The organism is Aquimarina litoralis (assembly GCF_039523995.1).
GTDB lineage: Bacteria > Bacteroidota > Bacteroidia > Flavobacteriales > Flavobacteriaceae > Aquimarina > Aquimarina litoralis.
The window spans coordinates 1-15,381 of sequence record NZ_BAAAGE010000006.1; the positions used below are offsets into that span (position 1 = coordinate 1).

A 15,381-nucleotide genomic window follows, 5' to 3' on the forward strand; every position below is an offset into this window, starting at 1 on the left:
CTTGTGGTCCTTGTGCACCCGTTACACCTTGGTCACCTTGCGGTCCTTGAGCACCTGTTACACCTTGAATACCTTGCGGTCCTTGTGCTCCTGTTACACCTTGGTCACCTTGCGGTCCTTGTGCACCTTGGTCACCTTGTGGTCCTTGTGCACCTGTTACACCTTGAATACCTTGTGGTCCTTGTGGTCCTTGTGCACCGGTTACACCTTGGTCACCTTGTGGTCCTTGTGCTCCCGTTACACCTTGAATACCTTGTGGTCCTTGCGCTCCCGTTACACCTTGGTCACCTTGTGGTCCTTGTGCACCTGTTACACCTTGAATACCTTGCGGTCCTTGTGCACCTGTTACACCTTGGTCACCTTGCGGTCCTTGTGCTCCCGTTACACCTTGATCACCTTGTGGTCCTTGTGCACCTGTTACACCTTGATCACCTTGCGGTCCTTGTGCACCGGTAGGTCCTTGATCACCTTGTGGTCCTTGTGCACCCGTTACACCTTGAATACCTTGCGGTCCTTGTGCACCTGTTACGCCTTGGTCACCTTGCGGTCCTTGTGCACCCGTTACACCTTGGTCACCTTGCGGTCCCTGTGCACCTGTTACACCTTGGTCACCTTGCGGTCCTTGTGCACCTGTTACACCTTGATCACCTTGTGGTCCTTGCGCTCCTGTTGGTCCCTGAGCGCCTATAGTACCGATATTGGTAATTGTCCCATCTTCTGCTGTATAAGTGAATGTTCCATCACCATTATCAATAAGAGTAGAAATTGTTTCGTTTATAGTTCCACCACCGTTAGATAAAGTAATAGTATTACCTGTTTTGCTTAAAATTTGAATTTCATTCGTCGGGTCAGAATCTGGATCATTAATTAGTGAAGTAAGATCAACTGATCCGCCATTTTCTAATGTTAGAATATTAGTTATAGGATCAAATGTTAAAACTTGATCATCATTTCCACTGCATAAACTCGTCCAGCTATTGTCGTTATACTGAAAAATACAATTATCGTCTGTATTATAAATCAATGCTCCATTTAATGGAGTGATTGAATTCATTTGAGCGGTATTGATTCTTGTTAAAACAAAAGCTTTATCTACGCTTTCTAATTCCAAGATAGATGCAGCATCTATTTGATTAGGGTTATCTCCAACTTTTACCTGAGAGTAAACTTGGGCTAATGATGAAAATATACATATAAGAATAAGTAATTTTACCTTCATAGGCTGTAGGAAGTTTCTTTTAAAAAAGGTTTTACCCTTTTTTAGTTGGGGTTATCACGTAATTTAACGTTTTTAAAATCAGCTATTTAACTTTACTAAAATAGTTAGAAGCTAATATATTAATATTTTCTTAACTACAAAAATACACTTTTTATTCGATAAAATGCATTTTTTTACGATAAAATGCTTTTTTGTAGCAAATTTAATTTTTTACAAGTAATTGTTAATCAGTAATAATAGTATCTTTTTTAGTCGTTGATAAGGAGAGAATATTTCAATTTTTAAAAATATTTATTTTTAGTTTTTATTTTTAAAGAATTCTAATACATTTGTCGCACGAAAGCGGGAGTAGCTCAGTTGGTAGAGCGTCAGCCTTCCAAGCTGAATGTCGCCGGTTCGAACCCGGTCTCCCGCTCAAAACCTATCTTTATGATAGGTTTTTTTGTTTTTACTAACTACTTTGTTTAAAATTTAAATTACCTGAGCATTTTTATAGTAAATTAAGAAAACGATCTTATCTATGAGAGAAATGGACCGAGTTCTAGTTATAAATCAAAGTTCATTCTTATATTACCTTATATCTGTTTTTTGATGAAAAAAAGTATTTTAAATATTAGTTTTTGGTTTAAGTTCTTAGGTTTCTTTTTATTAGCCTTTCTGATTTATAAGGTTGGTTGGAAAGCAACATTAGAGTCTGTGAATAAAATTTCTTTTTTGCATGTTATTGTTGCTTTGACCATTTTTTGGATTGCTTTTTTTATCAAAAGTGTAAGATGGAAAATAGTATCTAATTCTTATAATATTAAAATAGGAATGCTTAAGGCGTTTAAGGTATTTTTTATTGGAGTCTTTTTAGGAAATATTACTCCAGGGAAATTAGGGGATTTTGCAAGATTACTTTATATTAAAGATGATTTGCCGAATCAAAAGGTGGGATGGTCTAGTCTTATTATGGATAGATTGTTTGATTTACTTTGTTTATTGTTTTTTAGTTTTTTGGCTCTTATTTATTATCAAATTGTTTTTCAAATTTTGGTTTTACCCAAAGAATATGGAGGTATTCTTTTCTGGCTTTTGTTAGGTGTTATTTCCAGTTTTATTATTTTTAGATATCAAAGAAAGATAAAGAATACGATAAGACCTTGGTGGGACGCTTTTATTTCACATGATTTGGGATTTGTAAAAGGCTTTTTAAGTTTTGTTCTTACCGTGGTTAGTATGTCTTTAATCTATGGTGTTTTTAATTATGTAGCTTGGGCTATGGGGATCAATATTGATCATTTAGGTCTGTTTTTAGGAACTTTTATTTTGGGTGTACTAAGTTTACTTCCAATTACAATTTTAGGTATTGGAGTACGCGAAACTTCTCTTGTTCTCATTTTTCAATTATATCATCTTCCGGCAGAAGATGCGGTTGCATTATCATTAATAATATTTTTACTACAGTTGCTATCTTTTATTCCTGGAGCAATTTGGTTTTATTTATCTCCTATACAACTTAAACAACTTAGAATTTCAGATAAAAGTTAGTTATTTAGAAAGCCTTTCATTGTCTTGAATATCCATCCACATAGCAAATAGTAGCGATTGAAAACCAGATATGGTAAGGAAAATAAATATTATTAAGTAATCCGTTGGAGTTTTAGTGTTGGGATCAAAAAAGTTAGAGATCAACTGATAAAAGAAATAACTATTAATGATACCAATAATGAAAGAAATCCAATAAAGTAGATATAGAGGATGAAAACTGCGATACAAATATTTTGTCTGTAATCGTTTGAAAAAACATCGTATTAATAAAAAAAGAATAGGTAAAGATACTTTAATAATATTCAGTTTAGATTTTTCTCCAACTCCATAAATAGGTTTGATTTTGACCTCTCTTATTGTGCAAAAAGCAATATTTAACTTTACTAATAGGTCATTTGGCATTCCATATCTTTTATAAATGTCGTATAAAGGAACAGAATTAAGTGCATTGTTTGAAATTGCTGTGTATCCACTTTGGGTATCTGATACTCCCCAGTAACCAGAAGCGATTTTAGTTAGAATACTTAAGATCGAATTTCCTAAAAAGCGTACTCTTGGAATAATAACCCAAGCACTCTTATGAATTAGTCTATTTCCTTTTACATAATCAATATCTTCTTCAACAACGGGTTTACAGATTGATTCTAATTCAGCAGGATCCATTTGCCCATCACCAGCCATGACAGCAGTGCAATCAATGTCATGATCTTTACACCATTTATATCCTGTAGCTATCGCAGCGCCAACACCTCCATTTTCTAGGTGTTTTATTACGATGATTTTCTCGTTACCAGTATTGTTGTTAACAATCTCAGAAGGAATAAATTTTTGTCTTTCATCGATACTTTTTTGCCTTACTTCAATATCAGCTCTATTGTAAATATTTGGAATAATATCATTATCTAAGTTTGAGGTTAACTTTAGAGGAGATGTATTATCACTTAAATTTTCGATTACTGTATCAATCGTATTGTCTGTGGATGCATCATCGACCACAATTATCCGATCTACAAATGAAGGCATGCTATTCAGAACCATCATAATTTGTTGTGATTCGTTATAACAGGGTATTACTACAGCGATTGTTTTATTGTTAAGCATTATATTGTTTTTATTCTTTATTTGCCTTTTCTAAGTTATTTAGAGCCCATTTAAGATTGTTTTTTGCTAATTCATAATTAGGCATTATTTCAATGGCTTTTTTACAAGCTTTAGCTCCTAGTTCCCATTTTTTTAATTGATTGTAAGCTGAGCAAATGTTATTGTAAGCATAGGCGTTTTTAGGATCAATTTTTAGTATTTTTTTGCAGGTAGAAATAACTAATTTATACTCTTGGATCTGATAATATTTTAGGCTAATATTTAAAAGTTTTGTTGGGTCTTCAGAGTTTTCTACTTGTGTCTGTAATGAATGGAGTTCTTCATTTGTTTTTATCGAATTTTTAGAAATTTTATCTAACAGATTTTTTGATTGGATATGATTTGGGCTTTTTTGAAGTGCAATTTCTACCTGTTTTTTTGCTTCTAAATATCTTTTTTGATCAGAAAGGTATTGTGCAAAAAAATAATGAGGAGAAGGTGAGTTCGTATTTAACTTTATTGCTGAATCGAAATAACTTTCTGCTTTCTGAAAATCTTTTTTTGCGGAGTAGAGAATGGCAAGATTTGTATGTAAAATGTAGTAATTTGGACTCAACGAATTTGCTTTTTCAAAATATTCTAGAGCGATATCATAGTTGCCTTTCTCCATTTGAGTTAATCCATAATTCATTTGGCCTCTGCCATTTTTTGGACTTTTAATAGTCACATCCAACCAAAGGGATTCATGAGAATTCCAGACTTTATTTCTTTGTACAGTTCCGTAAGCATTCCCTGCAAGAATAAATAGGGTTACCGGAATAAGATATAAAAGCTTTTTTTGTTCGAAAACTTTCTGATTTTTAACTAAGATCAAAACACTGTAAGGAACAGCAATAAAGAGTCCAATAAATGGGAAAAACATTCTATGATCATTTGCTATTTGAAAAAGGGGGTTTAATGTGGTTGGTAATAGAGCAATAAAAAACCAAGCTATCCCAAAAGCAATAGGTCTAAGTTCTTTTTTTAAGGATGTTTTTATCATTAAATAAAACAAAACTATAATAATGATTAAACCTGAAAGTATTTTAAAATTATACCAAGGTTTGATTATAGCAATATCCGGGTCAGCACTAAGATTTATAGGCAGAAAGAAGTTGCTCAAATAATGTTTGATTACATACCACTGAGTACTTATATATTCGAACCTTGTAACTGAGAAATTAGTAGAGTCTGTGGATTCTGGGGTTAAGTAATATTGGTTTAAAATAAACAAAAAAGAAGCAATAATTCCTGTAGGTAGTACTTTTTTCAGAATGCTTATTGTTTTAGTTCTTGTTTCTGTTCTAAAATCGGTTAAGAAGGTATGTTCTTCAAAAAGGATAATGTATGTAACTAAAATAGGAAAGAACATTACTCCAGTTTGTTTCGTCCAAATTCCAATAATCATAGTGATAATGTATAAATGCCATTTTCGACTAAAAGGATTGATATATAGTAGAAGAGAAGCTACAATGCAAAGTGTAGAAAATGAGTCGGAACGTGCGCATATGTAATTAATGGTTTCTGCATTGCCAGTGTGGAATGCAAACCAAGCTATAGAAAAAAGTGCAACTATGCCTGCATACTTATCTTTTTTTAGAGATATTTTGTATATATGTTTACATAAAACAAAAACAAAAACAATTAATACTAGAAACCAAAAAAAGATATGGTAATGAAAATAACTAGGGTCTAATTCTCCTGCAATATTATAATCAATCGCATTCATCAATGTAATCATTGGTCTATAAGCTCTATTAGCTGGTAAAGAACTAAAAGTATCAGCATCTGTGAAAAAAGTGGTCCAATTATTCAGAGTTCTGATTGAGTTATTACTTTCTATTGTATGGGTGTCATCAAAGATAAAAGGATTGTTGAAATGATTAAGATATAGTAAAAAAGTAGAGATAAGAATTATTGTTAAAATTCTGATTTCAAATTTTTTAGAGGTAGAATTTTTAAACATTTTACTTTGAGACTTTATAAAGGATAAGGTGGACTTTTAACTTTTCCGAAATATTATAAGGTACAATAATTCGTTAATCTTAACTGGTGTTATAAATGTTAATGAGTTTAAATATAATTGTTTTTCTATCTTTTTTAATGAAGATGGCGATAATTTTTTTGTTTTAAATAATCACGTGGTACAATTATTTAATTATCAGTTCAATCAATTACAAAATGTTAATAAAGCATGGTAGTGTTTTTTTATTAGAAAAGATATTCAAATGATTTACTTTATATTTAGCGTTAAAAGAAACCCTTTTTTTAATTAATAAACTTAACAGATGGATGGAAACTATTTTGCTGACGAAACTGCCATTATTGATAATGGATGTATAATTGGTAATGGTACTAAAATATGGCATTTTTCTCATATTATGACTGGTTCCAAAATTGGGAGTAATTGTAACATTGGTCAAAATGTTGTCATTTCTCCTGAGGTTGTAATAGGTAATTATGTGAAAATTCAGAATAATGTTTCTGTGTATACTGGAGTTACGTGTGATGATTATGTTTTTTTAGGTCCTTCTTGCGTTTTTACCAATGTTATTAATCCAAGAAGCGCTGTAAATAGAAGAGGAGAATACCTAAAAACCCATCTAGGAGTGGGAGTAACCATTGGAGCAAATGCTACTATTGTATGTGGAAATGATATCGGCAAGTATGCTTTTATTGGAGCAGGATCCGTTATAACTAAAGAAGTTAAAGCTTATGCTCTTATGGTAGGGAATCCGGCAAGACAAATCGGATGGATGAGTGAGTATGGTTGTAAGTTGGATTTTAAGGATGGAAATAAAGCTATTTGTTCGGAAAGTAGAGAGGTGTATAAACTTGTTAATGAAACTGTATTTAAAATTTAATTATGAGCAATAAAAATTTTGCAATAATGGGTGTGGGAGGGTATATTGCTCCTAGACATCTAAAGGCAATAAAAGATACTGACAATAATTTAATAGCTGCATTAGATAAGTTCGATAGTGTAGGTATTATTGATAGTTATTTTCCTGATTCTCATTTCTTTGTGGAGTTTGAGCGTTTTGATCGACATATCGAAAAATTAAAAAGAAGAAAGAATATACAGTTGGATTATGTAAGTATTTGTACTCCAAACTATTTGCATGATTCTCATATTAGAATGGCATTAAGAAGAGGAGCGAGCGCAATATGCGAAAAACCTTTAGTCTTAAACCCATGGAATATAGATACTTTAGTCGAAATCGAAAATGAATCTGAGGGTAATGTAAATACAATTCTTCAGTTGCGATTACATCCTAGTATAATAGCCTTAAAGGAGAAGGTAGAAAACGGGCCTAAGGATAAAATATATGATTTTGATTTAACATATCTAACTTCTAGAGGTAACTGGTATCATGCATCATGGAAAGGGGATGTTTCTAAATCTGGTGGAATCGCAACGAATATTGGAGTTCATTTTTATGATATGTTATCTTGGGTATTTGGCGAAGTTAAGGGGAATAAGGTTCATTTACTAACCGATGATAGCGCATCAGGTTTTTTAGAATTCGAAAAGGCAAGGGTAAGATGGTTTTTGTCAATTAATTATGATAATATTCCTGAGCATATAAAAGCGGAAGGTAAGCGTACCTATAGATCTATTACTTTAGATAATGAGGAGATTGAGTTTAGTACTGGATTTACAGAATTACATACCAAAAGTTATCAAAGCATTCTAAAAGCTGAAGGATTTGGGTTATTAGAAGCAAAACCTTCTATACAAATTGTTCATGATATCAGGAATGCTGAGATTTCTCCATTAAAAGAAGATTATCACCCTTTTGTGAAGAAATTTTCTTAATTTTCTAGAAATGAAATAGTTATATGTTTCTTGCTCAGTTGTTTGAGTTTTTTTGGGTCTTTTAACACAATTTTATTATTTTCATAGATCCGGAATTGATATGTTTTGCCCTGATTTATATTAAAAATCCTTTGACCAGGAAAATATACATGTCTTCTTTTATAGAAAAGAATGATCTCAAGAAAAATAGCCATATCACAGTCAAACTATATACCTTGGAAAGGATATTTTGATATGATTAATATGGTTGATGTTTTTGTTATATATGATGAAGTTCAATATACCAAAAATGATTGGCGAAATCGAAATCTTCTAAAAACTAAAAATGGTTTGGAATGGATTACCATTTCAGTTAAACAAAATAGTCTTCAGCAAACTATAGATGAAACCAAAGTTTTTCTTTCTAAATGGAATAAAAAACATTGGAACACCTTACAAGCAGTATATGGGAAATCACCCTTCTTTAAAAAATATAAAGAAAGATTTGCGGAATTATATTTAAGCATAGATACACCATTTTTAAGTGAAATTAATCACAGGTTTATTGTTGAAATTTGTGATATTTTGGGTGTGCAAACATCAATTGTTAATAGTAGAACACTTTCTCTTAGGGGAGATGCTAATGGAAGATTAATAGATGCTTGTGAGAAATTGGAAGCCAATACATATATTTCAGGACCTGCGGCAAAAGCTTATATAAATCAGTCACTATTTGAACAAAGATCTATTAAGATAGAATGGATGGATTATACAGGGTATAAACAGTATAATCAGATGTGGGAGCCTTTTGAGCATTCTGTAAGTATACTTGATTTAATTTTTAATGAAGGAGATCAAGCCAAAAGATTTCTTAAAACATTTGATTCATGAAATTATCTGTAGTTACAACTTTATATAAATCTGAAAGATTTGTAAAAGAATTTTATCAAAGAATTACACAAGTAGTTCAGGAAATTACAACAGATTATGAATTGATTTTTGTTAATGATGGATCACCTGATAATTCTAATTTGGAAGTATTGGATGTGAGAGAAGCAGACGACAAGGTAAAACTCATAGAACTCTCAAGGAACTTTGGGCATCATAAAGCAGTGATGACTGGTTTAACATATGCTTCTGGAGATTTTATATTTCTTTTGGATATTGATTTAGAAGAACCTCCAGAGTTATTGTTAGATTTTTACTCTATACTCATGGATAAAAACGTAGCTGTTGTTTATGGTGTACAGGAAAAAAGAAAAGGAAAGTATTTCGAAAAAATAACTGGAAAGTTTTTTTATAAAATGTTCAATTTGATGTCCGAAATACCTATAGAAGAAAATATATTAATGGCTCGCTTGATGACTAGGGCATATGTTGATTCATTAAAAAAATATAACGAGAAAGAACTATTTTTAGGAGGTGTTTTTGCGATGGTAGGATATAATCAGATATCGGTTCCTGTTGCAAAGGGTTCAAGGCCAGATACTACATATACTTTTAGGAAAAAGATGAGTCTTTTAGTGAATGCAATTACCGCTACTTCTAATAGATTGTTAATCTATGTTTTTTATTTAGGATTGATCGTTAGTGTTACTTCTTTCGTTTCTTTAGTATATTTTGTAATACGTGCTGTTTTTTATAAGGATTATTTAGAAGGATGGCCTTCTTTGATTGTTTCTATATGGTTTTTGAGTGGTTTGATTATAATTAGTATTGGTATATTAGGGATTTATTTATCTAAAATCTTTAATGAGGTCAAGCAAAGACCTTTAACAGTAATATCAAAAATTCACGATTGACTTTTTGATCTGATATTATTGCCTGAAATTGAAAGAGATTATGGACTCTATATAATGTTTTCTAATTGATTTGTAAAATGAAATCTATTGTTATTATTGGAACAGGTAACCTAGCGGAAATTGCGATACAATATATTAGACGAGATCTTAAAAATGATGTTGTCGCTTTTTCTGTAGAAAAAGACTATAACACTGAAAAAGAATTTTGTGGACTACCCGTGATCAATTTTGAAGATTTATTACATAGTTACCCTCCTAAAACTACGGAATTATTAATTGCAATTGGACCAAATAAACTTAGTAGTGTTAGAGAAAGATTATATTTAAATGCAAAAGAGCAAGGTTATAAAATAGTCACCTATATTAGCCCTAGAGCACATATTTGGGATCACAAGAACATTGGAGAAGGTTGTTTTATTTTTGATGGTTGCATTGTTGAACCTGAAACAATAATTGGAGAAAATACAGTAATGTGGTCAGGTAGTATTGTTGCCCATCATTCTAATATCGGAAAACATTGTTTTCTTGCACCATCAGCAACTATTTCTGGAAAAGTAAAAGTGAAAAATAATTGTTTCATTGGTATAAATGCTACAATTAGAGATCATATAATAATTGAAGAAAAATGTATTATTGGTTGTGGAGCTGTTATAAAAAAAAATACAATTAAAAATGGTGTGTACTCAGCTAATGGGACTACAATTTATAATTATGACAGTGCGAATACCAATGTGTGAATTTTGGTAAAATAACAATAATTGAATTTGATAAAAAAAATACTTTTTAAAAAAATTTCAGCAAAGGGATTAGCAGTTTTTAGAATTGCTTATGCCCTTAATTTTCTATTTGAATTAATATGGGTATTTAATTATAGGCAATTATACTTTGATAAAATTCCTTTTTTAGACACACATTTTCCCGATGTGACGTTACTTCTCCTCATGTGGATGGTCTTCGTTTTTCTTTTATGTATAGGTTTATATACTAGAGTAGCGACCATAATTAATTATGTTTTTACAGTGGTTTTTATATCAACTATGAAAGACTATGAATACCACATGATTTATGCCTATATCGGGATCAATTTGCTGTTAATATTTTTGCCAATCCAAAAAGAATTATCATTGGATTTGCTACGAAAAAAGATTGAGTATTTAAACAAGGGTGTTCTTTATAAGATCGAAAAGGTTTCTAAAATTAATTATTTAGTTCCAGTATTTGTAGCAGTTGGTTTGGTGTATTTCGATGCTGCTGTAGTGTATAAAATGAAATCACCAATGTGGCTAAATGGATTGGGAATATGGTTGCCTTCTTCTCTTCCACAAATAACTATGACGGATGCTCAATGGCTTTTGAATCAAGAGTGGTTGATTAAGTTTCTATCAAATCTAACCATGATATTTGAGTTTGTTTTTATCTTTCTTTTTTGGAATAAAAGATTCAGATATTTATTGATAGTTATTGGAGTTGGTCTTCATTTAGGAATTTTCCTAATATATCCAATACCTTACTTTGCAATTGGGTATATTATTCTCTACTTATTGTTAGTCCCTGTTTCAATTTGGGAAAAAATTACTAAAAAGCTTACTAATAGACCTAAAAAGATAGTTTTGTATTATGATGAAAATGTATTGGATATACATAAGATAGTAGTTCTAATTAAATTCTTTGATATTTTTCATAGTATTAAGTTTATCAAGAAATCAACTTCGAAAAGTTTGGAAATCTTTAACGAAGAAAATTCAAAATCCATAGTTTTTATACTTGATAAGAATAATTACTTACCAAATGATGATGCCTTAAATAAGATTGTAAGATTAGCACCATTGAGCTATGTAGTTATAAGAATAATAAGATTTTTTTATGGAGGAAATGAAGCTTTTTCTTTGTTAAAGAATACAAAAGATATCGAAATAACGCCATTTAATGAAAGTCATGTACAAACCAAAATAATTCGGTTAAGAGATTACGGTTTGCTTTTTATTGTAATATTGTATGGTTTTTTACAAATAAACTTAAACTTAGGTTTTTTTAAAACAAACAGTACCTTTTCAAATTCAATTAAGCACTTTGGCTATCACTATTTGGGAGTTACATTTCATGGAGTTTTTTCAGATGCACATTTTAAAGGGTATAATCAAGTTTATTCAATAAAATATAAGGATAAATTGCTTCCAATATTGGATGAGCAAGGATTACTAGATAGTTATATGGCTGGAGGTACTTATGCCTACTGGATATGGCGAGTAAATAGGCCGTACGTTTCTAAGACACATTATTATTTGCGTAAAGGACTTATAGAGTATTCATCTTTCTGGGCTCATAAAAATGAAATAAATCTTTCTGATAAACAGGAGTTTGATATCGTAAAGAAAAAGATAAAAGTTTCTTTTAAATGGGAAAGGGATTTATTGCATAAAAACATGGAAATTCCTTGGGAAAAAGTTGGGGTTTTAACATGGGAAAAGAAAAGACCTAACATAAAATGGGATGAGTAATAAAAACTTAAAAGTTGCGAACACGAATGATGATTCCTTTTAATAAACCCTATATGACAGGCGATGAATTGTATTATATTAAAGATGCAGTCGCAAGAGGCAAAATCTCAGGTAACGGTTATTATACCAAAAAGTGTCATGAGTATTTTGTTCAAAATGTAGGCTTTAAAAATTGTCTGTTAACTTCATCATGTACGGATGCTTTGGAGATGGCAGCTATACTTGTTAATATTCAACCTGGGGATGAAGTTATTATGCCATCTTATACTTTCGTATCTACAGCAAATGCGTTTGTGTTAAGAGGCGCAAAAGTAGTTTTTGCAGATAGTTATCATAACAATCCTAATATCAATGCCGATACATTAGAGGGGCTTATAACTAATCAGACAAAGGCAATTATAGTAGTTCACTATGCTGGTGTAGCTTGTGATATGGATAAAATTATGGGAATTGCGAATAAATATGACTTGTTTGTGATCGAAGATGCAGCTCAAGCTATTGACTCATATTATAAAAATAAACCTCTTGGAAGTATAGGGCACCTAGCTGCATTTTCTTTTCATGAGACTAAAAATATTATTGCTGGAGAAGGGGGAATGCTGGTAGTTAATGATGATTTTTTTGAAAAAAGAGCGGAAATTATTTGGGAAAAAGGTACAAATCGTTCGGCATTTTTTAGAGGCGAAGTAGATAAGTATTCTTGGGTAGATATAGGCTCTTCTTTTTTACCTTCAGATGTTACAGCTGCTTTTTTATATGCACAACTAGAAAACTTGGAAAAGATTCAATCCAGAAGAAAGCATCTTTGGAATGGTTATAAAGATGGTTTTCAGCAATTAGCGTTAGACGGGTTGCTTAAATTGCCTTATATACCTGAGTACGCCACTACGAATGGACATTTATTTTATTTGATATGCGATTCTATTGAGCAAAGAAGTCAGTTAATTTCATTTCTAAAAGATTATGGAATTCAGTGTGTTTTTCATTATTTATCATTGCATAAAAGCCCTTTTTACCAAAGAGAAAATAAACCCAAAATATTGAAAAATAGTGACAATTTTGCTAATTGTTTGTTGCGATTACCATTGTACTATGAATTGGATATGGAAGATCAAAGAAAAATAATTAGTCTGATAAATGATTTTTTCAATAAAAGATAAGATCTTATGAAAATGATAAGATTTCCAAAGATTACAGATCGTTTGATTTTTATTTCAGTAGCAGTTATTATTGGAATAGTAATGTCGGTACTAAGTTTTGATTATGGTCCATTGGAAGACGCTCGGATTCATTTGGAGCATGGTGAGCGAATATTGGATTATTTCAAAGGTATTGATGAGACGGCTTCATTAAGTCCGTTGCATGAAGATGGAACCTTATTAGACGTAGGGAAAAATGTGGATTATGAACATCGAGGGATGAATGGCTTTGGAGGTTTTTTTGATTTGTTATCTAGTTTTTTATATCAATATTTTGATTTTCTGGGTGATAAATATGTGTTTAAGAATTTTCTAAATGCCATTTTTGGTTTTTTACTCTTTGTGTTTTGTGGACTTCTTGCTAAAGAAATAGCAGGATGGAAAGCAGGTCTATTAACATTAATTTTTGTTGTATTGGTCCCTTTAACTTTTGGGTACTCCATGAATAACCCAAAAGATATTCCAGCGGCAGCATTTTATTTGTTTTCTATATTCCATATCGTAAAATTGGTAAAAGAACTCCCAGTAATTACAATAAAAAGAGTACTATTTTTGATAATAAATATGTCACTTCTGGTTAATATCAGGTTGATAGGATTTCTTGTTTTTGGATATCTTTTGCTTGCAGTCTTCAGTTGGTGGTTTCTGGAAAATTATCAAAAAGGATTTAAGAAGGTAAATGTCAAACAAACAGGTTTACTATTTACTAAAGTAGTTACGATCTGTTTTGTAGCATATTTAAGTATTAGTTTGCTCTGGCCATATGCTCAAATGAATCCTTTAACAAATCCAATAAAAGTATTTATTGCAGCAAAAGATTTTCGAGGGTTTGAAAATTTACAATTATTTGAGGGGATTTGGAAAAGTAGTTTTGATATGCCTTGGTATTATGCGATAAAAAACCTTTTCATCATCATGATGCCATTACATGTTTTTTTAGGTTTTTTCTTCATTCCGATACTGTATTATAAAAGCTCAAAACAGAATATACTTTATGTTTCCTTAGTATTATTTACTACGTTATTTCCAATGTTTTTGATAGCAGTAGCAAAACCCAATAGTCATGATGGTTCTAGGCAATTTATGTTTACAGTATTACCAATGGTAGTTATAAGTGCATTGAGTTGGTATAAATTATGGATAATTGTACCAAGAAAGAACATCAAAAAACTGGTTTTTGGGATCATGATACTTCTGATGTTGCAACCTCTCAAGTTTATGGTACAATATCACCCATTGCAGGCGTTATATTTTAGCCCGCTCATTGGTGGTGTATCTGGTGCATATGGGAATTATGAGATAGATTATTATGGAGTTGCTGTAAAAACATCATTAGATTGGCTCGAAGAGAATGTAGGAGATCCTAATAACCCACCAAGAATACGTTTGTATTACGGAAGTCAAACCAAAATAAAATATTATATAGATCAAACTCCAAATTTGCAATATGCGTTATCTAGAAGAGCATCTTCTAAATGGGATTATTCGATTATAATGTTAGCGGAAGGAAAATACAAAAAAGATCACCTTAACGTTAATTGGTCCCCTGAAAATACAGTTCACGAGGTTAAAATTGATGGAATTACTTTATGTTATATAGTAAAAAACGATTATACACCTGAAAGTTATTTGTTGAAGCTTCAAAATGAGTTAGCAGTTGCTCCTTCTGTAAATGGGTATTTAGAATTAGGTCTAACATATTTTGAAAAACAAGAATATATTCAGAGCATTGAAGCATTTAAAAACTCATTGCGTATGAATCCAAATAATAGCCTTGCCTACAATAATATTTGTTCAGCATATAACCGATTAAAGATGTATGATAAAGCAAAAATAGCTTGTGAAAAGGCAATTAATCTACGTCCAGATTTTGTTTTGGCAAAAAATAATATGGCAGTAGCTAATAATGGAATATCAAATCTACAGAATGAAGTTATGTCAGTGAATGATTATCTCACATTAGGTTATAACTACTACAGATTGGGCTTTTTTAAAGATTGTATTATAACCTGTGAAAAATTATTAAAAATAGATCCAGATAATGTAACCGCATATAATAATATATGTTCATCATATAATAATTTGGAGGATTATGAAAATGCGATAAAAGCTTGTGAGAAAGCTGTCAAAATAGCACCAGATTTCAAATTAGCAAAAAACAATCTTCAAAGGGCAAAGAAAGCTTTGGTCAATAAGAAATAAAGATTTTGTCTTA

General features: G+C 31.2%; 12 protein-coding genes and 1 tRNA gene. 10 read left to right on the top strand and 3 right to left on the bottom strand.

The window, feature by feature from the left end; genetic code table 11:
- A partial coding sequence (locus ABD077_RS22140) for a collagen-like domain-containing protein (protein ID WP_486303263.1) occupies positions 1-1,219 on the bottom strand: 1,219 nt, incomplete at its 3' end.
- Between the two features lie 342 nt (positions 1,220-1,561).
- Between ABD077_RS22140 and ABD077_RS22145 the strand changes: the two genes are divergently transcribed.
- Positions 1,562-1,634, top strand: a tRNA-Gly gene (locus ABD077_RS22145).
- 176 nt (positions 1,635-1,810) lie between these two features.
- The gene (locus ABD077_RS22150; protein WP_343914394.1) at positions 1,811-2,749 is read left to right on the top strand and encodes a lysylphosphatidylglycerol synthase transmembrane domain-containing protein; all 939 of its coding nucleotides are present in this window, start codon (positions 1,811-1,813) and stop codon (positions 2,747-2,749) included.
- On the opposite strand, the gene ABD077_RS22155 is transcribed toward ABD077_RS22150, so the two are convergent.
- Together ABD077_RS22155 and ABD077_RS22160 are read right to left on the bottom strand one after the other, a co-directional pair.
- Positions 2,750-3,850, bottom strand: a complete 1,101-nt coding sequence (locus tag ABD077_RS22155) for a glycosyltransferase family 2 protein (RefSeq protein ID WP_343914395.1) — start codon at positions 3,848-3,850, stop codon at positions 2,750-2,752.
- Between the two features lie 10 nt (positions 3,851-3,860).
- Positions 3,861-5,834 (bottom strand): tetratricopeptide repeat protein, encoded by a 1,974-nt coding sequence (locus ABD077_RS22160; RefSeq protein WP_343914396.1) that lies wholly within the window; start codon positions 5,832-5,834, stop codon positions 3,861-3,863.
- A 322-nt stretch (positions 5,835-6,156) separates the two neighbouring features.
- Here ABD077_RS22160 and ABD077_RS22165 point away from each other — a divergent pair, with 322 nt between their 5' ends.
- From ABD077_RS22165 to ABD077_RS22200, 8 genes are all read left to right on the top strand, one after another.
- Complete coding sequence (locus tag ABD077_RS22165; protein WP_343914397.1) at positions 6,157-6,732, top strand: acyltransferase; 576 nt, start codon at positions 6,157-6,159, stop codon at positions 6,730-6,732.
- Positions 6,733-6,734: 2 nt separating this feature from the next.
- On the top strand, positions 6,735-7,688 hold the full coding sequence (locus ABD077_RS22170) for a Gfo/Idh/MocA family protein (protein ID WP_343914398.1): 954 nt from the start codon (positions 6,735-6,737) through the stop codon (positions 7,686-7,688).
- A 171-nt stretch (positions 7,689-7,859) separates the two neighbouring features.
- Positions 7,860-8,558 carry a WbqC family protein gene (locus ABD077_RS22175; protein WP_343914399.1) on the top strand — a complete coding sequence of 233 codons (699 nt, stop codon included), beginning with the start codon at positions 7,860-7,862 and terminating at the stop codon, positions 8,556-8,558.
- A complete protein-coding gene (locus ABD077_RS22180; RefSeq protein WP_343914400.1) occupies positions 8,555-9,469 on the top strand; it encodes a glycosyltransferase family 2 protein in 915 nt (304 codons plus the stop codon). The genes ABD077_RS22175 and ABD077_RS22180 overlap by 4 nt, the downstream gene beginning before the upstream one ends.
- Positions 9,470-9,546: 77 nt before the next feature.
- The gene (locus tag ABD077_RS22185) at positions 9,547-10,206 is read left to right on the top strand and encodes an acetyltransferase (RefSeq protein ID WP_343914401.1); all 660 of its coding nucleotides are present in this window, start codon (positions 9,547-9,549) and stop codon (positions 10,204-10,206) included.
- 21 nt (positions 10,207-10,227) lie between these two features.
- The gene (locus ABD077_RS22190) at positions 10,228-11,967 is read left to right on the top strand and encodes an HTTM domain-containing protein (RefSeq protein ID WP_343914402.1); all 1,740 of its coding nucleotides are present in this window, start codon (positions 10,228-10,230) and stop codon (positions 11,965-11,967) included.
- Between the two features lie 29 nt (positions 11,968-11,996).
- Positions 11,997-13,127: a dTDP-4-amino-4,6-dideoxygalactose transaminase gene (rffA, locus tag ABD077_RS22195; RefSeq protein WP_343914558.1), complete on the top strand. Its 1,131-nt coding sequence runs from the start codon at positions 11,997-11,999 to the stop codon at positions 13,125-13,127.
- A gap of 6 nt (positions 13,128-13,133) precedes the next feature.
- A complete protein-coding gene (locus ABD077_RS22200) occupies positions 13,134-15,368 on the top strand; it encodes a tetratricopeptide repeat protein (protein WP_343914403.1) in 2,235 nt (744 codons plus the stop codon).
- Positions 15,369-15,381 lie beyond the last annotated feature (13 nt).

What these genes read in the sequence shown, in the direction of transcription:
- ABD077_RS22160 (WP_343914396.1), bottom strand. Translation starts at nt 5,834, where the DNA reads ATGTTTAAAAATTCTACCTCTAAAAAATTTGAAATCAGAATTTTAACA.
- ABD077_RS22180 (WP_343914400.1), top strand. Translation starts at nt 8,555, where the DNA reads ATGAAATTATCTGTAGTTACAACTTTATATAAATCTGAAAGATTTGTA.
- ABD077_RS22155 (WP_343914395.1), bottom strand. Translation starts at nt 3,850, where the DNA reads ATGCTTAACAATAAAACAATCGCTGTAGTAATACCCTGTTATAACGAA.
- rffA (WP_343914558.1), top strand. Translation starts at nt 11,997, where the DNA reads ATGATTCCTTTTAATAAACCCTATATGACAGGCGATGAATTGTATTAT.
- ABD077_RS22170 (WP_343914398.1), top strand. Translation starts at nt 6,735, where the DNA reads ATGAGCAATAAAAATTTTGCAATAATGGGTGTGGGAGGGTATATTGCT.
- ABD077_RS22200 (WP_343914403.1), top strand. Translation starts at nt 13,134, where the DNA reads ATGAAAATGATAAGATTTCCAAAGATTACAGATCGTTTGATTTTTATT.
- ABD077_RS22150 (WP_343914394.1), top strand. Translation starts at nt 1,811, where the DNA reads ATGAAAAAAAGTATTTTAAATATTAGTTTTTGGTTTAAGTTCTTAGGT.
- ABD077_RS22175 (WP_343914399.1), top strand. Translation starts at nt 7,860, where the DNA reads ATGATCTCAAGAAAAATAGCCATATCACAGTCAAACTATATACCTTGG.
- ABD077_RS22185 (WP_343914401.1), top strand. Translation starts at nt 9,547, where the DNA reads ATGAAATCTATTGTTATTATTGGAACAGGTAACCTAGCGGAAATTGCG.
- ABD077_RS22165 (WP_343914397.1), top strand. Translation starts at nt 6,157, where the DNA reads ATGGATGGAAACTATTTTGCTGACGAAACTGCCATTATTGATAATGGA.